The sequence below is a fragment of the Kitasatospora sp. NE20-6 genome, from assembly GCF_045862635.1.
Window position 1 is genome coordinate 1 of sequence record NZ_BPRL01000088.1, and the last position, 17,638, is coordinate 17,638.

Genomic DNA, 17,638 nt, shown 5'->3' on the forward strand with positions numbered 1-17,638 from the left:
GCAAAGGAGAACTCACATGAACCAAAGGATCAAGCGGACGATCCTGTCCACGCTCGCGGCTTTCGCGGCGGCGGCCTCGCTCACCGTCGTCAACACTCCGCAGGCATCCGCGATCAACGGGGTCGATTGCGCCCTCAGGGACGATTTCCTGAAGATTTACGCGCACGACAAGGCCGGCGGCAACAACAGCGAATGGTGCTACGCCAACGCCGGAGCGATGACGTGGACGGGTGGCTATGCGCCCGCGTGGCTGGTCAACCTCTCGAGCGGCAACAACGTCGTCCAGTGGCACGGGGACGGAAGGTGGCAGCCTGATGCCCCGATCGGGAAGTGGACCCTTTACATCTTCCCGAACTACCCGGGTGGAGTCAGCATCGACGGACTCAAGATCTACTGAACTTCCGGCGACAGCAGGGGCGACGGCACTTTCCATCTGCCACCCCTGGCTCACAGGCCCGGTGGACCCCAATGCCGCTTACGCAGTCGTCTGGGCTGGCCGCCGTCCACTTCGCTGTACTCGCTGGTTACCAGCAGCAGCTGATATCCGCCAACGTCGAAGTGTCAGCCGGCTACCGGAAACAGGTGCGGGACCGGGTCGACCTGGCGGCACGCCTTCTGACCGGGCTCCCCGCGACCTGAGGCCGATCTCCACCCGTCATGCCCCGCGCACCGTCTGCCTCCCGCGCGGCAAAGCGCTGACCGAATCGCAATCGGGCGGCCCGCACGGAAATTCTTCATGACCGGTCGCATCACCTCTTTTACTGCACCGCAAAGGAGAACTCACATGAACCAAAGGATCAAGCGGACGATCCTGTCCACGCTCGCGGCTTTCGCGGCGGCGGCCTCGCTCACCGTCGTCAACACTCCGCAGGCATCCGCGATCAACGGGGTCGATTGCGCCCTCAGGGACGATTTCCTGAAGATTTACGCGCACGACAAGGCCGGCGGCAACAACAGCGAATGGTGCTACGCCAACGCCGGAGCGATGACGTGGACGGGTGGCTATGCGCCCGCGTGGCTGGTCAACCTCTCGAGCGGCAACAACGTCGTCCAGTGGCACGGGGACGGAAGGTGGCAGCCTGATGCCCCGATCGGGAAGTGGACCCTTTACATCTTCCCGAACTACCCGGGTGGAGTCAGCATCGACGGACTCAAGATCTACTGAACTTCCGGCGACAGCAGGGGCGACGGCACTTTCCATCTGCCACCCCTGATTCCCCAGGGCTGTTGCAAAGCCCGGGCGAGCGCATGAGTTCGCAGGTCATAGCGGGGTGAGAGGCGGGAGTCGACCCGTCACGTATGCATCGAAGCTCCGGCTGAACGGGGTGACCTTCCCAAGTCGCCTCGTACCACCGGAGCTTCGATGTGCCGTCGGTCTGCCACCGTCTGTCTGGTCAAGCCGCAGGCTCTGGAGGGCGTGGCGGGATTGTCGCTGGTGGAGCGGTTGTGGCTGTTGCCGGATCCGCGTCGGCGCCGAGGGGTGCGTCACCCGTTCGTGGCGGTTCTGCTGGTCGCCGCCTCGGCGCCCGGGCCGTAGGCGCACTTGGCGTACACGTCGCACCGAGCGCCGCCACGATCCGGCGGGTCATCGCCCTGGCCTGTCCCGGCGGCCTGGCCGACCTGACCGGCGCCGATCCCGCGGGATCGGACTCGATCGCCGTGGACGGCAGGACCGCCCGGGGCTCCCGGCACGACCGGACACCCGCCGCCCACCTGCCGGCCGCGATGACCGGCGACGGCCGGGCCGTCACCCAGCTGACGGGTAGGGCGCTGCGAGCCCCGTGTCAGAACGGCGGATCTTCGGTGCTGCCGCCTGTCCCGTGGTTTGCCCGCCAGTGGTCATAATCGGCCAGGCGTGCTTGCCGTTCACGGGATGCGATGTCGTTCACGTCTTGCAGGTCACTGGTGTCGTGACCCCAGGTGTTGAGCGCATTCAGGGCGCAATCGCGGTGGTAGCGGTTGGTGCTGGTGGTCAGCAGGTAGCGGGCGTGGTCGGCCAGCTCGGCCCGGTGTGCAGCGAGTCTGGGGTCCTCTGTGAGGGGAATGGCTGCGACGAGGGCCCCGTCGCGTATTTTCGCATTGTGATGACCGAGGAACGGCTGAACTGCGGAGTGGACAGCCGGGCGCAGGCTTCGAAAGGCACGCATGTCCGGACATGCTTCGAGAAAGCCTTCGCCGAAATAGCATTCGCCCATGGCGACACGCTCATCATCGGCATCGCAGGCGGTGCTGCCGAGCCAATTCAGTAGCAGGGCGCGGGTGGGATGGTGTGACGGCACGTCAGCTTCGCGGTCGAGGTCTCCCGCTTCGGTGGCCGGATGGTTGAGGATGGCTGCGAAGTACAGGGCTACCGGCACGGTAGCTTCGTAGATGGTGTTCTGGTGGTCCACCTCATTGGACGTGTCCTTGAAAGCGGCTGTTCTGATGGCCGGGTCGGGGTCGAGAAGACGTACCAGGGCGGCCGGCAGGGATTCACCCGTCCCGTACGGGGTGGCGAGCGATGCCCAGTCTGTACCTTCGAGGAGCTCCTGATGGTGGGGCAGCCTGTCGGGATGAGGGTACTTCGTCCGGCTGACGTGGTTGGCCACAGGCCGAGGCTACAGCGTCGCCACGAGAGTGTCGTGCATGGTGTCCTCTACTGAGCAGGACACGCTTCCGCAGGAGATCGAACCCGGCGCGGCCGAGCATCTGGCGCTTGAGCATCCTGATCCGGTTGACGTGGCCTTCGACGACGCCGGAGTTCCGGGGAGGGTGAGTCCGGCAACAACGGCGTCCCGGTCGCGGTCGATGCCGGCGGCGAGAGTGTGCAGGCCGGGAAGGTCGTCCTGGCGGACCGCGTCGAGCCATTCCGGGAGCCGTCGCCCTGCCGTTCCGTCGGCATGACGGCGAAGGAGCGGACGTGCCGGGTCGCGGACGTGCCGGGTCAGGGCGTCGAGCTCGGGGCAGTGGGCCAGGACGGTCTTCAGCTGGAGCTGTTCGGCCTCCGAGAGCGCCGTGGGCCGCCGAAGGATCCAGCCGGCGACGGTGCGGGGCGATGGCGGCTGCGCGGTTACCGGCCGCGGCGGGGTCCGCTTCTGCCGCAGGTAGGCGCCGACGCGCTGGTAGCTGCCCTGGTGACCGAGCGGGACGATCTCCTCCCAGAGCTTCCAGGCGCTGGTGCAGCCATGATCACTCGGCGGCCGCGCCTGCCTTCGTCCGGCCCCGTCCCGTGAACTCGAAGCCACACCAGCCATCTGAACCAGCATCAACCCGGAAAGATCCCACGAACGACGTCATCCCGAGCCAGGACCTTCTCCCTCGTGTCGCAGGAGTTGCCCTGGGCGGCCCGATGCGGGAACTTCGCCCGGGAGCAGCCCGCCGTCGAATGCACGGGGGCGACGGTGAGCGCGGCCACCTCCGCGCGGGCCTGCCCCACCGATGAAGGCTGCGGGCCCGGCCAGGCGCCGCCCGCGCGGGCCCCGACGCGGTGGCCGGCGCGCTCGGACGGGCGCTGCCGGCCGTCATCTGCACCTCGGGCGCAGACTTGTCGACGTGGTCGATTCACTGAACAGTGATGGGTGCTCAGCCGGACACCCGCCTTGCTCGACCAGGTGACCGCGATCGAGAACGGCTGTCCGGTCGGCCAGTGCGGTCGCCGCCGACAGGTCGTGGGTGATGAACAGCAGAGTCAGCTGGGTGTCCTCGCGCAGCCGGACGAGCAGGTCGAGGATCGCGCGCCGACTCACCGCGTCCAGACCCGACGTGATCTCGTCGCAGACCAGCACGCGCGGTCGAACCACCAGCGCCCGGGCCAGCGCGGCACGTTGCAGTTCTCCACCGGAGAGGCCGATCGGCGGGCGCCCGGCGGACGCGATCGGCAGTCCCAGCTCGGTCAGCATACGGGCGGCCTCCTCGGCGGCCTCGGCCCGGCCCGATCCGCGCAGCCGGACGGCTGCCCGTGCCACCTGGCCGGCCACCGGGTGGTGCTCGTCGAAGGCGGCGTGGGCATCCTGGAACACGTACTGCACAGCGGCGAGCTGAGAACGGGTGCGCGAGCGGAGGGTGCGCGGCAGCGGCCGCCCGTCGAGCAGCACGCGCCCCTGGTACGTGCTGTGCAGGCCGCTCAGGCAGCGGCCGAGCGTGGTCTTGCCGCTGCCCGAACGGCCCACCAGGGCCACGCACTCGCCCGCGCCCAGCTCAAGACCGACATCGTGGAGCACTGCGGTGCCACCGGCGTGGTGGGCCGTGAGGCCCTCGACGGTCAGCACGGCGGCGGGCGCAGGGGCGGTTGTCCGGGGTGCGGCGGCCGTCCGGGGTGCGGCGGCGGGACGGGTCGCGAGCAGCTCGCGCGTCCGGTCGTCTTCGGGGCTCTCGAACACCCGCCCCGCCGGGCCGGACTCCACCACCCGGCCCTCGCTCAGCACCACCACCTCGTCGGCCAGCTCACGCACCACGTCGAGGTCGTGGCTGAGCAGGACCAGCCCGACGCCCTGTCTCACGACGGCGGCCAGCTCGTCCGTGATGCGGCGCTTGGTCAGCACGTCCTGACCGGTGGTCGGCTCGTCCGCGACGATCATCCGTGCTCCGAGCAGCAGGGCTTGGGCGAGTACGACGCGTTGCTGCTGGCCGCCGGACAGCTGGTGCGGGAAGCGCCGTAGGACGGCGTCGGGGTCGGGGAGCTGGGCGGCCCGCAGGGCCGCATGGATCTCCTTGTGGCCCTGCCCCGAACGGCGCGCGACGTCGCGCAGCAGTGCGCCGACCCGGCGGGCGGGATTGAGCACGGATGCGGGATGCTGCGGGATGTACCCGAGGACGGCCTCGGGCACACGGACGCTGCCGGAGACCCGGGCACCTTCCGGGTATTCGCCCAGCAGGGCGAGGCCCGTGGTGGTCTTCCCGCTGCCGGAGGCGCCGAGCAGCGCGGTCACCCGGCCCGCGTACGCGCGCAGGTTCACCCCGTCCACCAGGACGCGGCCACCGACCTCGATCCGCAGATCGTCCACCGTCACGACCGGGGTCATCCTGTCGCCCCTCCCTTTCCGCCGTGCTGAAGTGCGGCGTCGAACAGCAGGTTGGCGCCCGTGGAAAGTCCTGCGATCAGTGCGGCGGGCACCACCACCGCCCACGGCTGGATGTCCGAACCGGGCCGGTTGCGGTCCACCATCACGGCCCAGTCGGCCGCATCCGGCGCCACCCCGACGCCGAGGAACGCCGCTGTCGAGACCAGGTACAGCGCGCCGACCAGCCGGGTGCCGGCGTCGGCCGCGAGGGTGCGGCGCATCGAGCGGGCCACGTAGCCGAAGGCGATCCGCGACCAGGACTCACGGTGCATCCGCATCGCCTCCACCGCCGGGCGGGCGGCGATCTCCACGGCGGTCGCGTGGACCACCCTCGCCGCATCGGGGACGGCGACGATCGCCACCAGGACGGTGAGCCCGAGCAGGCCCGGGGTCAGGGCGGAGGCGACCAGCATCACCAGCACCAGCGACGGCACCGCGATCAGTACGTCCAGCGGCCGCATCAGCAGCTCCTCCAGCCACCCGCGCCGGGTCAGCGCGGCGGCGAGGCCGAGCGGCAGGGCCAGTGCATGGGCGAGTGCCGTCGCGACGACCGCCACCAGGACGACCGAACGGCCTCCGAGCAGTACCTGCCGCCAGACGTCCCGCCCGGTGAAGTCGGTACCGAGCACGTGGGCGTCGGAGAGCGTGAAAGACACCGCCCGGGGGCCGGGCGGCGGTGCCAGCAGCGGCCCGAACAGCGCCAGCAGCAGCGGCAGGGCGACCAGTGCCGCGCCCAGCAGATAGCGGCCCCGCCTCACGCCGCCACCTCCGAGCGGGGCGCGAACCGGCGTGCCGTCAGGTCGGCGCCGAGATTGAGCACCACCGTGAGCAGACCGAAGACCACGGCCAGACCCTGGACCACCGGGACGTCCCGGGCTGCGACCGCGTCGAGGAGTACCGTGCCGAGGCCAGGGATCACGAAGAGCGTCTCGGCCACGATCACCCCGCAGAGCAGCCAGTCGCAGGTCCGGGCCAGCTGTTGGACGGCCGGGGCCAGCGCGTTGGGCAGCGCATGGGTCCAGCGGATCCTGGCGGGGGAGATGCCGTACCGGCGGGCCTGGGCCACGTACGGCGAGGCCGTCGCCTCGATCATGCCGGCCCGGACCAGGCGGCTGATCGAGCAGACCGGGCGGGCGAGCAGCACGAGCACCGGCAGTACCAGCACGGCCGGGTCCTGCCACGCTCCGCCGACAGCGGTCGGCGGCAGCCAGCCGAGGTGCAGGGCGAACACCGTGATGAGCAGCACCCCGAAGGCGAACTCCGGCACGGAGTACACCGCGAGGGTGATCGAGCTGATCAGCCGGTCGAGTGGTCCTCCTTCACGCCGGGATGCGAGTACACCGAGCCCGACGGAGAGCGGCACCAGCAGCGCGAGGGTGAGGGATGCGAGCAGCAGGGTGGGGCCGAAGCCGTCGGCCAGGTAGGAGCTGACCGGGCGTCCGGTGACCAGCGAGGTGCCGAGGTCACCTCGCAGCAGCCCGCCCGCCCGGTCGAGGAACCGCTCGGTGGCGGGCCGGTCGAGCCGCATGGCCTCGCGGATCGCCGCGATCCGCTGCGGGTCGGGGTCGTCCCCGGCCAGCGCGACGGCCGCGTCACCGGGCAGGGCCTCGGTGAGCAGGAAGACCAGCGCGAGCACGGCCGCCGTCTGCCCCACCCCGAGGAGCAGCCGGCGGCCGGCCCGGGAGCGGATGGGCGTCACGCCAGCCAGACCTTGTCGAAGCGGGCCCAGTCGAGGGTGTTCGCAAGGGCTTCCCCGGCCACTCCGCGGACCTTCGGTGCGGTGGCGACGATCCAGTCGGCGAAGCCCCAGATCAGGAACCCGCCCTCGTCGTACAGCCGGCGCTGCATCCGCTGGTAGATCGCGGTGCGCTGAGCAAGGTCGCGGGTGGACTGCGCCTGCGTGTACAGGTCGTCGAAGTCCGGCTGCTTCCAGTGCGTGGCGTTGGTGGTGGACTTGGTGAGCAGACGCTGGGAGATGTGCGACTCGATCGGCATCGCGCCGGAGCGGTAGGAGGCGAGGACGCCGCCGTCCAGGATGTCCTTCCAGTAGGTGTCCTTGTTGCCGATCTTGACCTCGATGGTCACCCCGGCCTTGGCGGCCTGTTCCTTGAAGATCCCCGCGGCTTCCACGAAGCCCGCCGCGACCGGTGAGGTGTCGAGGGTGACCTTGAGGTTGTCTGCCCCGGCCTCGCGGAGCAGTGCCTTGGCCCTCTCCAGGTCCTGGCTGCGCTGGGGGAGGTCGGCCGGGTAGTACTGGGCGCCCTTGCCGAAGAGGTCGTTGGCGATCTCGCCTGCGCCGGAAAGTGCGCCGTCCACCAGTTCCTTGCGGTCGGCGATCAGGAAGAACGCCTGGCGGACCCGCTTGTCGTCGAATGGCGCCCGGTCGGTCTTCATCACGAAGCCCTGCATGGCGCTGTGGTGCAGCCGGATGATCTCGATCTTCCCCTTGCCTTCATGGGCGCGGGCTGTGGCGGGGTTCAGCTCGTGGGCGTAGTCGGCCTGTCCGCCGAGCAGTGCGTTGATCCGGGCGGATTCCTCGTCGGCGATGAGGATCTCCAGCTCGTCCAGGTGGGGCGCGCCCTCCCAGTAGGCGGGGTTGCGCTTGACCAGCAGAGAGCTGCCGGGCTTGAAGGAGACGTAGCGGAACGGTCCGGATCCGACCGGTTCGGTGAAGACGTCGGCGCCGTTCGGGACGATGTACGCGCCGAACGCCGCCAGGACGTTGGGGAATTCGGCGTACGGGCGCTTGAGCCGGAATTCGACCGTGCTCGCATCGACGGGCCGGCTGGCCGTGAGATCGATCGGCTCCAGTGAGGCTTTGGCGCGGAAGGCGCGCTTGGGGTCGGCGATCCGGCGGTAGCTGTGGAGAACGTCTTCGGCGGTGACGGGTCTGCCGTTGTGGAAGGTGGCCTCGCGCAGCCTGACGGTCCAGGTGTCGAGTGTCTCGTTGGGCTCCCAGCTCTCGGCCAGGCGGGGGACGGCGGCGAGGTCGGTGCCGGAGTCGGCGAGCTTGTCGAACAGCGCTTTCGCGCGGGCGGCGTCGACGAACAGGTTGCTGAGGTGGGGGTCGAGGGTCTCGTTGGTGCCGCCGCCGGCGAAGACCGCGCGGAGTTTTCCGCCGCTCTTCGGGGTGCCGGAGTCGTCCGATCGGGGCTCGGTGTCGGAGCCGCAGGCAACGGCGGTCAGGGCGAGGGCGGTAGCGCCGGTGGACAGGAGGAAGTGTCTGCGGCGCAGGGTGCGCTTCACGATGTGCTCATTTCGCGGGTGCTGGTGAGTCGTGCGATCAGGTGGAGCCGGTCGGAGCCGGCCGTGTCGGCCGGCGGGGCACCCTCGGCCCAGGGCGGTTCGGTACGCGGGCCGGGGCGGTCGTAGAGGGCGAGGATCTCGAAGCCGTGCCCGGTGAGGAGGCGGTGCAGTTCCTGGGGGAACAGCAGCCGCCAGGCCGAGTGCTGCTCGGTGGGTGGTGACCCGTCGTCGGCGGTCCAGACGCGGGTACGGCGCAGGAGTTGGGCGCCGTGGTCGATCCACAGGGTGGTGCGGGAGGTCCGGGTGATGCCGTTGTGGGTGAGGGTGTCGATGTGCGGGGTGTCGAGCAGATCAGTACGGCCGAGGAAGAACGCGCCGTTGCGCATCTCGGCGATCAACAGGCTTCCGGGGACGAGGTGCCGGCGGCACCGGGTGAGGAAGGCGTCGAGGTCGTCGTTGGTGTGGCAGTGGAGCAGGGCGCTGTCCAGGCAGATCACGGCGTCGAAGGCGCGGCCGAGGTCGAAACTGCGCATGTCGGCGTGCAGGTACTCCGGTCCGGGGTGCCGGGTGCGGGCGTGCGCCAGCATGGCTTCGGAGGTGTCGATGCCGACCACTCGCCGCTGGGCCGTGCTGTGAAGCCACGCGGCGTCCCGGCCGGTGCCGCAGCCGATGTCGAGCACGTGCGGTCCGGCGCTGTACCGGCGGAGGACGGATTCGGCCCAGCGGGCGGCGAGGTGGTCGGGGTCGGGGAAGCGCAGTTCGTACAGCTCGGGTGCGTCGGTGAGCAGGTTTCCGCTGGTCATCTGGCCTCGATCGGTTGCTTCGCGGTGGTGGTGGCTGCGGCGGGTCCGGGCAGCGGACTTCGGCGGTGCAGCGCGGCGGTGGCGGCGGCCGACAGCACGCCGACGGCGCAGCACAGCACCCACGGAACCCAGTGGGCGCAATCCATCGCCGCGCCGACGGCCGTGTTGCCGGCCGCCGCCGCGACGCCCGAGACCACGTAGAACAGTCCGTAGTACGTGCCGGTGAGCCGCTCATCGCCGAAGCGGGGAATCAGCTCCATCACGAAGGGCTGCGCCGTCATGACGCCGGTGTGCAGCAGCAGCACGGCCAGCAGCAGCGGCCCGAGGCCGGGCTGCAGCAGCGGCGGCAGGAATGCCAGGCCCATGAGCAGCAGCCCGCACGCGATCCATCGGCCCCGCGTGCCGCGTGACTGCAGTGTTCGGGTGATGCGCAGCTGAAGGGCCAGGTTGGCGAGGGTGCTGGTGAGGAACAGCAGGCTCACCGAGCCGTCCCGGCCGGTGGCGCGGCGTGTGGCGTCGGGCAGTAGCAGGTACAGCTGGTTCTCCAGGGTGTACATGCCGACCGTCGCCAGCGCGAAGGCCAGGAAGTGCCGGTCGGCGAGCACCTCTCGCCAGTCGCCCAGCATCCGGGTGGTGGGTGGTGGTACAGGGCGGGCGGGCAGTACGAGGGCCTGAGCGACGGTCAGCAGGGCGAAGATGCCGGCGGCTGTGAGGGCGGCAGCCCGGAAGTCGACCAGTAGCAAGGCGGTGCCGAGCAGCGGCCCGAGCAGCGCGCCGGTGATGGCGAACATGTTGAAGAGCGCGAACGCCTCCGCCGGCCGCTCGCCCGACTCCTGTGCGAGGTACGTCCGCACGGCCGGGTTGAACAGTGCCCCGGCCAGCCCGCTGAGCACGGAGGCGGCCAGGAGTACCGCGATCCCGTCGCCCAGCGCGAACAGGGCGAAGCCGACCGTACGCAGCCCGCAGCCCGCGATGATCACCCCGCGGGCGCCGAGCCGGTCGGCCGCCGAGCCGCCGACGACGAACAGTCCTTGCTGGCTGAGGTTGCGCACCCCGAGTACCACGCCGACGGCCACCGCTGACATGCCGAGGTCCTGCCCGAGATGGGTGGCCAGGTAAGGGATCAGCAGGTAGAAACCGGTGTTGATGCCGAGCTGGTTGACCAGGAGCAGCCGGACGGCCGGCGGGAACGAGCGCACGGCACGCAGTGTCCTCACCGTGTGTCCTCCGCGGTGGGGCGGCACAGGCCGGGCCCTGGCCGGGAGGTGCTCCGCACGGTGCCGTTCTCGCCTCCGATGCCCTGCCATGGGTCGTGGGCGAGCAGGAGATGCCCGTCGAGATCGGCCCGGCGGGCCCGGTCGGCCGTCACCGAGCGGGAGGTCCGCAGTGGCTCGGCGAGCCGCAATCGTACGGTGCGTGCTTCGAGCTTCACGGCCCTGTCTCCAGGGGGTCGGTCACGGTGCGGCAGCGGGCCCAGCCGCTGACCTCGACGGCGCCTGGGTGCGGGATCTCGACGGGGCGGGTGGCGGCGTTGGCGGCCACCAGCCCGTGGGTGACGCAGAAGGCGTCGTCGTAGACCGTGCCGAGGTAGCGGTGAGGGCCGTCGGGGAAGACGGTGGCCACGACCGCGCCGGGCTGCACGCGAGCGGCCCAGGCCGCCACCAGGGCGACTGCGCCGGTGCTCCAGCCGCCGCTGACGAAGCAGCCCTTCGCGAGGCGGCGACAGGCGTCGACGGCCTCGGCCGGGCCGACCCAGTGCACCTCGTCGAACGCGCTGTAGGCGACGTTGCGTGGGTGGATGCTGCTGCCGAGGCCGCGCATCAGCCGGTGCCGGGCGGGCTGTCCGAAGATGGCCGAGCCGACCGAGTCGACGCCGATGACCCGCAGGGCAGGCCAGCGGCGGCGTAGCGGTTCCATCAGCCCGGCGCTGTGGCCGCCGGTGCCCACGCTGCACACCAGGACGTCCAGGTGGTCGAGTTCGCCTACCAGCTCCTGGGCCATCGCGTGGTAACCGGCCGCGTTGTCGGGGTTGTTGTACTGGTCCGGCCAGTAGGCCTCCGGCAGCCGGTCGAGCACCTCGCGCAGCCGCGCCAGCCGGGCGGCCTGCCAGCCGCCGACCTTCGCCGGGTCCTCGACGAGCTCCAGTTCCGCGCCGTAGGAGCGCAACAGCTGCCGCATGGACGGTTCGAGCTCGGCGTCACCGACAAGGACGACAGGGTGGCCGAGCGCCTGCCCGGCGAAGGCCAGTCCGATCCCGAGCGTGCCCGATGTGGACTCCACCACCGGCGCACCGGGCTGCAGTTCGCCCCGGGCGTGTGCGCCGCGCAGCATGGCGACGGCGGAGCGGGCCTTCATGCCGCCCGCGCCCAGGCATTCGAGTTTGGCCCAGAAGCCGGGATGGGGCTGCGGCAGCGGGGTACGGATCCGGGCGAGCGGAGTACGTCCGAGCAGTGGCAGCAGGTCGGGGTTGGCGGGCCTGTCGGCGGGCAGCAGTGTGGGCGCGGTCATCGGGCACCGCCGTAGCGGTGGATGACACCGGGGCCGCCGTCGAGCCAGAAGAACGGGTACGGCTCGGCGCACACCGCGCTGACCCCGGAGCCGAGGAACCGGGGCAGCACGGCACTTCCCGTCTGGGCGAACATCACCATCGGCTTGCCTGTGTGGTGTGCGTGCGCGAGCAGCGGCTCGAAACTGCCGTTGCCCAGCGTCATTCCGGACACCAACAGGGCGTCGCAGTCGTCGAGTCGGGCTTGCGCGTCGGCGTGGACGGGCTCGTCCCACTCGGTGCGGCCGCCCTTGAGATCGCAGGGAAGGTAGCCGATACCGCGCTCGCGCAGCTGCTCCAGCAGCGAGTTGACCACGCCGACCACGAGCACCTTCCGCACCCGGTCGAGCGGCAGCAGCTCGGCCACCGCCCGGGCCCGGACTCGGGACTTGACCAGCGAGCTGCCGGCGGGAAGCGGCTGCGGCCGGGCGCCGTTTGCCGGTGTGTGCGGACGGGCGGACATCAGGAAGGCGTCGAGCGCGGCGATTCGGACGGGCGCGAGCGGATGACTCAGCAGCTCGGCGGCGGTGGCGCCGACGCAGTCGTCCAGTGCTTCTGCCGGCAGCGCGCCGGGTTCGACGGCGCAGGAGCCGACTGCCTCGCCGAGGCGGAGGCTGAGCACCTCGTTGCGGTAGCCCTGGGCGCGGCCCTCGTGGCGGACGGCCTGCACGGTGGTGAAGGCGAGCGCGATGCGCTGCTCGGCGGGATCGGGGCCGAAGCGGCCGGCTCTTGCGTTGTCGATGAGGGTGTCGAGAGTCAGCACGCGGCTACCGCCGCGTGGTCCTCGTAACACGGGGTCAGCCGGGTGAGCAGCCGCTCCGCGCGGTCGCGTGCGCCGGAGCCTTCGGTGTCGATGGTCATCACATGGCCGAGGTACTCGTTGTTGCTGACCGCTCGCCGGACTCGGCGTCCGGGCTCGGCCAGGGTGAGCTCGACCACGGCCGGGTCGCGGCCGACCTCGTCGGCGCCGTCGACGGTGGTGAGTCGGCCGTCCCGGTCGGGCAGCAGGAAGGCGATGGCGGCGCTGGTGACCCCGGTGGGCCGGGCGGTGACGTCCGGTCGCCGACCGAGGGCAACATCCACGCAGGCCGCGGCGAGGTCGACGCCCGTGACCCGCCGGACCAGTTCGGTGATCCGGTTGCCGGCCGGGCGGGGGTTGACCTCGACGACCCGGGGGCCGGCAGGGGTCAGCTTGATCTCGGTGTGTGCGACGAGCTGGTCCAGGCCGAGGGCCTCGATCGCCTGGATGGCGGTGTCGGCGGCCGCCCGGGTCTCGGCGGGATCGAGGAGCGCAGGGAACATGTGGCCGGCCTCGATGAAGGAGGGTGCGCCGGCGACGGCCTTGTCGGTCACGCCGACCACGTGTGTCGTCCCGTCGTACGAGACGGTCTCCACACTTACCTCGGGCCCGGTCAGCAACTCCTCCAGCAGGACCACGGGTACGCGTCGCTGACTGCGGGCATTGACCGGGAAGTCGGCCAACGACCCGTAGGCCTCGGCGAGTTCGTCCTCGTCCGCCACCTTGCGGACGAACATGCCCGCGCACAGGTCGACCGGCTTGACGACCAGCGGGTAGCCGATGTCCGCTGCTGCGGCGGCCGCCTGGGCGAGGTCTCGACAGAGTGCGAAGCGCGGCCCCGGCACGCCGGCGTCGGCGAGCCCGAGGCGCGTGAGGTCCTTGCGGCACGCGGTGGCCACGGCCTGAGCGGTGGGTCCGGGCAGACCGAGCCGCTCGGCGACCCGGGCGACGAGCGGCAGGTAGTAGTCGCACGAGGACACCACACCGTCGAACCCGAGGACGGCGTGCAATCGCTCCACCTGGGGCAGCAGTGCGGCCGGATCGTTGGTGTCGGCGGTGAGGACGTTCCTGGCCGCGAGCAGCGGATGGTGCCCGTCGGCCGGCGCCGAACGCAGGTAGTGGTGCAGGTCGCGGGTGAGGAAAGTGAACCGGTGGCCGCCCTCCCCGATGGCGTGTGGGAGCAGCCTGCTCATGGAGCCCACCCAGCTCTCGATCACCAGAAGATGCGCCACAGGTCTCCCTCTCGGTTCGCCGGCTCGGCCGATGCCGAGGAAGAACCTAGCGACATCAGTTTTCATTTTCAATAGCTAGATGAAACTCGTTTCCATGTACGCTGCTTCGCAACGGCCATGCTCGACCGCCCCCGGAGGGCCTGATGAACCATCACCATCCGCCCGGATACCAGCTCCGACACGCCACGTCGCAAGACGTCCCCGGCGCGCGCTCGCTGATTCTCGACACGCTCTACCGCGAGTTCGGCTACGGCTACGTCCCGGCCTGGCATGCCGACGTGCTCGACCTGGAAGCCACCTACCTGCGGGATCCCCGCCACACCCTGCTCGTCGCGGCCCGGGACGGCGAGGTTGTCGGCACCACGGCCCTCCACTCCCGCGGGCCGGCCCATCCTCCGCATCCCAGACATCTGGCCGACCGCTACCCCTGCGGCAGGACCGCACAGCTTCTCCGCGTCTACGTCAGACCCGGCCACCGCCGCCACGGGCTGGCCCGCCACATGGTCCGGCTCGCATGCGAGTTCGCCGCCCGCGAGGGCGGATACGAGAGCATCTACCTGCACACCAACGTGGACATCCCCGGCGCCGAACAGTTCTGGCGCAGTCTCGCCGAGGAGGTTCACGACGCCCGGCCCAGTGGTGAGCACGGACCAGGCGTCTCCACGGTCCACTTCGAGATCCCCATGCCGCACTGAGGAGGAGTGTCCGATCCACGGCTCCGGACCGTAATCGGGATGCCGCCGGTGATCTTCGCAGGGTATGTGCCTGCGGCTGAAGCGCCGGCCCTGCGATGGTCCCGGCGTGACCATGGCCGGGTGGACCTGTGGACCGCGGGGAAGTGGCTGACCTGCGACGACAACATGGCGTTCGTCGGGCAGTCCCGCCGCGCCGTGCTGGACACGGCCGACCGGCTGCGCTCCGACGGAGGCCCTGCACTGCCGCTCGACGGCTCGTCCCCGGAAGCCACCCACCGGCGTCTCACGCTCCGTACCGGGACCGACGACGAGACCGAAGCCGATTACGAGCTCCGCAGCCGGTTCCGGGCCCTGGCCCGGAGGCCCACGACCGACAGCGTGACGGCGTACCTCTTCGGCGACGGAGACCGTTCGGTCCCGAGGATGCGGGCAAGGTCTTCACCGACCTGCCCGGTCCGCAGGTCACAGAACCCGTCCACCGCTGACCATGCGTCAGGATCGCCCCGGCGGGCGGCTGCGCCCGGGCGCCCGGTAGCGCCGCGGGACATCCCGGAGAGAAACGGGCCCGTGAACGCAGGCATCATCGGGCAGCCGGCCGGCCTCAAGACCGCCTGGCGGGCCTGGAAACACCAGGACACCGACGGCGACGACGCGGACGAGGCCAGGCAGGGCGGTCCCTCTCCCCCGGAGGTCGCCGCGGTGACCTTCGCCAACGGCGGCGACAACATCGGCGTCCACGTCCCCGCGTTCGCCACCGCCGGCGTCGGCGGCATGAGCGTGTACGCCGTGGTCCTCCTGGCCCTGGTCGCCGCGTGGTGCCTCGCGGGCAGGTTCTTCGCAGCCCTGGGCCGGGTGTCGGCAGAAGGCCGTACAGCCAGTGGCGGGGGGGGGGGGCCGCGGGGGGGGAGCTTCGCGCCCTCCGCGGTTGGCGGGGTGGGGGGGGGGGGGGCGCCCCCCGGCCCCCCCCCCCCCCCCACGCGACGGTCAGTGGTGGTGGGCGTGAACGACGGCGTGGCCCTTTCCACGGCCGATCATCCACTTGTTGACGGGGGTGGTGAGCAGGAAGGCGATGACGAAGCCGCCCAGCAGGCTGGACCAGAAGAGCCCGTCGGAGAGCTGGGCGTCCATCGCGCCGGGCACCAAAGCGATGATCCCGTTGTCGACGAGCTCCATGACGGCGATGGAGACGGTGTCCGCGGCCAGCGCCACCTTGATCGCGCTCGCCCAGTTCAGGCCTGCCCGGCGAGCGGCATGGAGGGTGAAGGAGTAACCGAAGAGGAAGGCCAGCGCGATGGCCAGGATCATGGTCTGCACGTTGTTCCAGGCCAGGGCGGTTCCGATGAGCATGCCGAGGATCTCGCCGATGGCGCACCCGGTGAGGCAGTGCAGGGTGGCCTTCGCGGCGGTTGCCCATGAGGCTCCGGCTGGAGCGGGCGCGCCGCCTCCGTGGTACATCGAGTGGTCGTGTGCCGCTTCGGCATGGTGTGCGATGTGGTCCACGGTCGGTCATCCCCATTCCCGTCCAGCGTGCCCCTTTCGCCGGGCACACCGAAACCGTATACCCCCCAGGGGTGTATGGCCGGTGGAAGCGGGTCAGTGGTGGTGGCCGGGGCTGCCATGTGGCGGGACGGTGGGCGTGGCGCGGGTGGTGGCCGGCGCAGCGGGGTTGCCGGGAGTGGTCGACGGGCCGGGAGCCGGTGCCGTCTGCCGGCCGGTGGCGGGCGGGGTGGGTGCGCTGCCGGTGTCCTCGTGGTCGTGGGCGGCCTCTTCCTCTTCCTGGTGGCCGTCCTCGGTGGTGCCGTGGTGGTGGCCGCCGGCGGGAACGGGCATGCCGGCGGCCACCTGGCGCAGGCCCATGTATCCGCCGGCGGCGACGAGGAGGACGGTCAGGCCGAGCGGGCCGAGGATGCGGCGCAGGGGCTTGCGGGCTTCCTTGAGGGTGTAGGCGAGGAAGGAGAGCAGGAGGCCTGCGGGGATGAGGGCGGCGGCGCGGTCGGGGAAGTCCTCGAAGTGCTGCATGCCGCCGCTGAGCATGCCGATGCCGAAGGACAGGGCGAGGGAGGTGCCGAGCACGGTGGTCAGGCGGGCCGCGGTGGGGCGGCCTTGCTGGAGTTCGGTGGCGAGGGCGGCGGTGAGGAAGAGGGCGGCGCCGGCGGCGGCGATGAGGTTGTAGCGGGCGGGGTCGAGTGGGTGGTGGACGATCGCGCCGCTGAGCAGGCCGGCGCCGACGAAGTAGCCGACGTAGCCGAGGTAGCGGCCCAGCAGCGAGGGCTCACGGCGGGCGCGGCGCGAGTGGCGGGCCCGTGCCCGGCCGTCCGGGCCGGGCGTGGTGGGTGGGGTGTCCTGGTCGGTGACGTCGGGAATGGCGGTGGTCATGGCAGACCTCTGGTGTGCGCAGGTACGGGTGGGTGCCCGGCGCGCTGTGCGCGGCGGGGAAAGGGCGGCTGCGCGTCACGGCGTGGGCCGCGGCGTCCGGGGGACGGCGGCGGCGGTGTGGGCCTGCGGCTTGGCCTGCAGGCGGGCCGTGATGCGCGGGTACGCCTAGACCCGTAGGACCTGGCTTCGTGCTGGGTCGAGGATGTAGGCCGGATCTGCATCGGCGGGCGCGGGGCGGTGTCCGCAGGTGCTCGCCGTGGGCAGCACGGTGTCCGTGACCGGGGCAGGGACTTCGAGGAGTGAGGGCTGCGGGACGTGACCGGTCTGGCAGTTGTGTGTGCCGTGGTCGTGCCCGGGGCCGTCGTCCTGCCTGGGGGGCTGGGCTGTTGCAGGCGCCTGCTGCGCGGCGGCGGGGTGAGCGGTGTGGCCGTGCTCGGCGCGGCTGTGGCTTTCGTGGCCGGCTTGGCCGGGCTGGGATGCGGTCGTGTGGGCTGCCGCGGGGTGCGCGGCGGGGTGCTGGCTGTCCAGCGCGTGGGACAGCAGGACGGCCAGGGCGGCCAGGAGGGCCAGCAGGAGCGGGAGCCGTTCCCGTACGCGTGCGGTGGCCGGCAGGGCGGCGACCTGTCGCGGACGCGGGAAGGAATCTGGCACGCAGGCGATCCTAGCCGAGCCGTGTGCGGCCCCTGGGCCGCCTTCGGCGGCGTTCTCCCGTCACAGGGACAGGCCCAGGATCGGCGCCCTGGTGATTTTCCAGGTCATCGGTCCGATGGCGGACAGGGCATGCAGGACGGCGTTGACGAATGTCAGGCCTTCTTGGTGAGGACCGGCCGGGGTCCGGACACGTGGCACGGACGCCCGACCGGCCGCCCGGATCTGTCCAGGGGCGCGGCCGGGGGCATCGGT

At 71.1% G+C, this 17,638-nt stretch carries 17 protein-coding genes and 1 pseudogene; 3 read left to right on the top strand and 15 right to left on the bottom strand.

Annotation, left to right across the window (positions count from 1 at the left end):
* The first annotated feature begins 16 nt into the window (after positions 1 to 16).
* Complete coding sequence (locus tag SNE206_RS36800) at positions 17 to 397, top strand: hypothetical protein (protein ID WP_407917943.1); 381 nt, start codon at positions 17 to 19, stop codon at positions 395 to 397.
* Positions 398 to 784: 387 nt separating this feature from the next.
* Positions 785 to 1,165, top strand: coding sequence for a hypothetical protein (locus SNE206_RS36805; protein ID WP_407917943.1), 381 nt, complete (start codon positions 785 to 787; stop codon positions 1,163 to 1,165).
* Between the two features lie 619 nt (positions 1,166 to 1,784).
* On the opposite strand, the gene SNE206_RS36810 is transcribed toward SNE206_RS36805, so the two are convergent.
* From SNE206_RS36810 to SNE206_RS36865, 12 genes and pseudogenes are all read right to left on the bottom strand, one after another.
* Positions 1,785 to 2,588 carry a hypothetical protein gene (locus SNE206_RS36810; RefSeq protein ID WP_407917944.1) on the bottom strand — a complete coding sequence of 268 codons (804 nt, stop codon included), beginning with the start codon at positions 2,586 to 2,588 and terminating at the stop codon, positions 1,785 to 1,787.
* A 9-nt stretch (positions 2,589 to 2,597) separates the two neighbouring features.
* Positions 2,598 to 3,233: a hypothetical protein gene (locus SNE206_RS36815; RefSeq protein WP_407917973.1), complete on the bottom strand. Its 636-nt coding sequence runs from the start codon at positions 3,231 to 3,233 to the stop codon at positions 2,598 to 2,600.
* Between the two features lie 267 nt (positions 3,234 to 3,500).
* On the bottom strand, positions 3,501 to 5,000 hold the full coding sequence (locus SNE206_RS36820) for an ABC transporter ATP-binding protein (RefSeq protein ID WP_407917945.1): 1,500 nt from the start codon (positions 4,998 to 5,000) through the stop codon (positions 3,501 to 3,503).
* Positions 4,997 to 5,797, bottom strand: a complete 801-nt coding sequence (locus SNE206_RS36825; protein ID WP_407917946.1) for an ABC transporter permease — start codon at positions 5,795 to 5,797, stop codon at positions 4,997 to 4,999. Before SNE206_RS36825 ends, SNE206_RS36820 begins: the two co-directional genes overlap by 4 nt.
* Positions 5,794 to 6,738, bottom strand: coding sequence for an ABC transporter permease (locus SNE206_RS36830; protein ID WP_407917947.1), 945 nt, complete (start codon positions 6,736 to 6,738; stop codon positions 5,794 to 5,796). Before SNE206_RS36830 ends, SNE206_RS36825 begins: the two co-directional genes overlap by 4 nt.
* A complete protein-coding gene (locus SNE206_RS36835) occupies positions 6,735 to 8,285 on the bottom strand; it encodes an ABC transporter substrate-binding protein (protein ID WP_407917948.1) in 1,551 nt (516 codons plus the stop codon). The genes SNE206_RS36830 and SNE206_RS36835 overlap by 4 nt, the downstream gene beginning before the upstream one ends.
* Positions 8,282 to 9,088, bottom strand: a complete 807-nt coding sequence (locus tag SNE206_RS36840) for a class I SAM-dependent methyltransferase (protein ID WP_407917949.1) — start codon at positions 9,086 to 9,088, stop codon at positions 8,282 to 8,284. The genes SNE206_RS36835 and SNE206_RS36840 overlap by 4 nt, the downstream gene beginning before the upstream one ends.
* Positions 9,085 to 10,305: an MFS transporter gene (locus SNE206_RS36845; protein WP_407917950.1), complete on the bottom strand. Its 1,221-nt coding sequence runs from the start codon at positions 10,303 to 10,305 to the stop codon at positions 9,085 to 9,087. Before SNE206_RS36845 ends, SNE206_RS36840 begins: the two co-directional genes overlap by 4 nt.
* Positions 10,302 to 10,451: pseudogene (locus SNE206_RS36850) on the bottom strand (dipeptide epimerase); the annotation flags it as partial. The pseudogene SNE206_RS36850 and the gene SNE206_RS36845, both read right to left, overlap by 4 nt.
* A gap of 65 nt (positions 10,452 to 10,516) precedes the next feature.
* Positions 10,517 to 11,596 (bottom strand): PLP-dependent cysteine synthase family protein, encoded by a 1,080-nt coding sequence (locus SNE206_RS36855; RefSeq protein WP_407917951.1) that lies wholly within the window; start codon positions 11,594 to 11,596, stop codon positions 10,517 to 10,519.
* Positions 11,593 to 12,396, bottom strand: coding sequence for a Rossmann-like domain-containing protein (locus SNE206_RS36860; protein WP_407917952.1), 804 nt, complete (start codon positions 12,394 to 12,396; stop codon positions 11,593 to 11,595). The genes SNE206_RS36855 and SNE206_RS36860 overlap by 4 nt, the downstream gene beginning before the upstream one ends.
* Positions 12,390 to 13,664 (bottom strand): ATP-grasp domain-containing protein, encoded by a 1,275-nt coding sequence (locus SNE206_RS36865; protein WP_407917953.1) that lies wholly within the window; start codon positions 13,662 to 13,664, stop codon positions 12,390 to 12,392. Before SNE206_RS36865 ends, SNE206_RS36860 begins: the two co-directional genes overlap by 7 nt.
* 143 nt (positions 13,665 to 13,807) lie before the next feature.
* On the opposite strand from SNE206_RS36865, the gene SNE206_RS36870 reads away from it, so the two are divergent.
* Positions 13,808 to 14,359, top strand: coding sequence for a GNAT family N-acetyltransferase (locus SNE206_RS36870; protein WP_407917954.1), 552 nt, complete (start codon positions 13,808 to 13,810; stop codon positions 14,357 to 14,359).
* Positions 14,360 to 15,343: 984 nt separating this feature from the next.
* Here the strand turns inward: SNE206_RS36870 and SNE206_RS36875 are convergent.
* From SNE206_RS36875 to SNE206_RS36885, 3 genes are all read right to left on the bottom strand, one after another.
* Positions 15,344 to 15,859 carry a DUF4396 domain-containing protein gene (locus SNE206_RS36875; RefSeq protein ID WP_407917955.1) on the bottom strand — a complete coding sequence of 172 codons (516 nt, stop codon included), beginning with the start codon at positions 15,857 to 15,859 and terminating at the stop codon, positions 15,344 to 15,346.
* 93 nt (positions 15,860 to 15,952) lie between these two features.
* Positions 15,953 to 16,735, bottom strand: a complete 783-nt coding sequence (locus SNE206_RS36880) for a hypothetical protein (RefSeq protein WP_407917956.1) — start codon at positions 16,733 to 16,735, stop codon at positions 15,953 to 15,955.
* Positions 16,736 to 16,900: 165 nt separating this feature from the next.
* Positions 16,901 to 17,386 (bottom strand): hypothetical protein, encoded by a 486-nt coding sequence (locus tag SNE206_RS36885; RefSeq protein WP_407917957.1) that lies wholly within the window; start codon positions 17,384 to 17,386, stop codon positions 16,901 to 16,903.
* Between the last annotated feature and the right edge of the window lie 252 nt (positions 17,387 to 17,638).

Bases quoted from the DNA above. Each gene is read 5' to 3' on its own strand.
- SNE206_RS36800 (WP_407917943.1), top strand. From the start codon at position 17: ATGAACCAAAGGATCAAGCGGACGATCCTGTCCACGCTCGCGGCTTTC.
- SNE206_RS36805 (WP_407917943.1), top strand. From the start codon at position 785: ATGAACCAAAGGATCAAGCGGACGATCCTGTCCACGCTCGCGGCTTTC.
- SNE206_RS36815 (WP_407917973.1), bottom strand. From the start codon at position 3,233: ATGGCTGGTGTGGCTTCGAGTTCACGGGACGGGGCCGGACGAAGGCAG.
- SNE206_RS36820 (WP_407917945.1), bottom strand. From the start codon at position 5,000: ATGACCCCGGTCGTGACGGTGGACGATCTGCGGATCGAGGTCGGTGGC.
- SNE206_RS36840 (WP_407917949.1), bottom strand. From the start codon at position 9,088: ATGACCAGCGGAAACCTGCTCACCGACGCACCCGAGCTGTACGAACTG.
- SNE206_RS36855 (WP_407917951.1), bottom strand. From the start codon at position 11,596: ATGACCGCGCCCACACTGCTGCCCGCCGACAGGCCCGCCAACCCCGAC.
- SNE206_RS36870 (WP_407917954.1), top strand. From the start codon at position 13,808: ATGAACCATCACCATCCGCCCGGATACCAGCTCCGACACGCCACGTCG.
- SNE206_RS36880 (WP_407917956.1), bottom strand. From the start codon at position 16,735: ATGACCACCGCCATTCCCGACGTCACCGACCAGGACACCCCACCCACC.